Genomic DNA, 1,835 nt, shown 5'->3' on the forward strand with positions numbered 1-1,835 from the left:
CTGTGCGCTCGGTGCAGCCAGGAAACCAGAAACACAAGTCCCGGGAACAAGCCCCGGTCCTGTTGCCTCAGGACCCAACAGTGTGCCAAACACTACCCAGCGTCTCCCACCGGCCGCGTTCCAGGACCCCCGCCCCCGAAGGGAAGAGTGTCCGTACTTGCTGCCGGCACGTGCCGCCAGGCACCTATTTGTTGATATTCCACCCGTGAGCACCCGCCGCAGAACAATCGTCTGCGCAACGGGCGTACTCCTGACAACCCCAACACACCCGCATACACGGGGCACGGTGGTTGTAGGTGCTCCTTAGAAAGGAGGTGATCCAGCCGCACCTTCCGGTACGGCTACCTTGTTACGACTTAGTCCCAATCGCCAGTCCCACCTTCGACAGCTCCCTCCCACAAGGGGTTAGGCCACCGGCTTCGGGTGTTACCAACTTTCGTGACTTGACGGGCGGTGTGTACAAGGCCCGGGAACGTATTCACCGCAGCGTTGCTGATCTGCGATTACTAGCGACTCCGACTTCATGGGGTCGAGTTGCAGACCCCAATCCGAACTGAGACCGGCTTTTTGGGATTAGCTCCACCTCACAGTATCGCAACCCTTTGTACCGGCCATTGTAGCATGCGTGAAGCCCAAGACATAAGGGGCATGATGATTTGACGTCGTCCCCACCTTCCTCCGAGTTGACCCCGGCAGTCTCCTATGAGTCCCCGCCATAACGCGCTGGCAACATAGAACGAGGGTTGCGCTCGTTGCGGGACTTAACCCAACATCTCACGACACGAGCTGACGACAACCATGCACCACCTGTAAACCGACCGCAAGCGGGGCACCTGTTTCCAGGTGTTTCCGGTTCATGTCAAGCCTTGGTAAGGTTCTTCGCGTTGCATCGAATTAATCCGCATGCTCCGCCGCTTGTGCGGGCCCCCGTCAATTCCTTTGAGTTTTAGCCTTGCGGCCGTACTCCCCAGGCGGGGCACTTAATGCGTTAGCTACGGCGCGGAAAACGTGGAATGTCCCCCACACCTAGTGCCCAACGTTTACGGCATGGACTACCAGGGTATCTAATCCTGTTCGCTCCCCATGCTTTCGCTCCTCAGCGTCAGTTAATGCCCAGAGACCTGCCTTCGCCATCGGTGTTCCTCCTGATATCTGCGCATTTCACCGCTACACCAGGAATTCCAGTCTCCCCTACATCACTCTAGTCTGCCCGTACCCACCGCAGATCCGGAGTTGAGCCCCGGACTTTCACGGCAGACGCGACAAACCGCCTACGAGCTCTTTACGCCCAATAATTCCGGATAACGCTTGCGCCCTACGTATTACCGCGGCTGCTGGCACGTAGTTAGCCGGCGCTTCTTCTGCAGGTACCGTCACTTTCGCTTCTTCCCTACTGAAAGAGGTTTACAACCCGAAGGCCGTCATCCCTCACGCGGCGTCGCTGCATCAGGCTTTCGCCCATTGTGCAATATTCCCCACTGCTGCCTCCCGTAGGAGTCTGGGCCGTGTCTCAGTCCCAGTGTGGCCGGTCACCCTCTCAGGCCGGCTACCCGTCGTCGCCTTGGTGAGCCATTACCTCACCAACAAGCTGATAGGCCGCGAGTCCATCCAAAACCACAATAAAGCTTTCCACCCCCCACCATGCGATGAGGAGTCATATCCGGTATTAGACCCAGTTTCCCAGGCTTATCCCAGAGTTAAGGGCAGGTTACTCACGTGTTACTCACCCGTTCGCCACTAATCACCGGTGCAAGCACCGGGTCATCGTTCGACTTGCATGTGTTAAGCACGCCGCCAGCGTTCATCCTGAGCCAGGATCAAACTCTCCGTTGAAG

At 57.7% G+C, this 1,835-nt stretch carries 1 rRNA gene; it reads right to left on the reverse strand.

Annotated features, from left to right (window positions below):
• Positions 1–307 precede the first annotated feature (307 nt).
• Positions 308–1,833 (reverse strand): 16S ribosomal RNA (locus FS787_RS17845).
• Positions 1,834–1,835: the final 2 nt, after the last annotated feature.

The sequence above is a fragment of the Arthrobacter sp. U41 genome (assembly GCF_007679325.1).
In the GTDB taxonomy this organism is placed as follows: Bacteria; Actinomycetota; Actinomycetes; order Actinomycetales; family Micrococcaceae; genus Arthrobacter.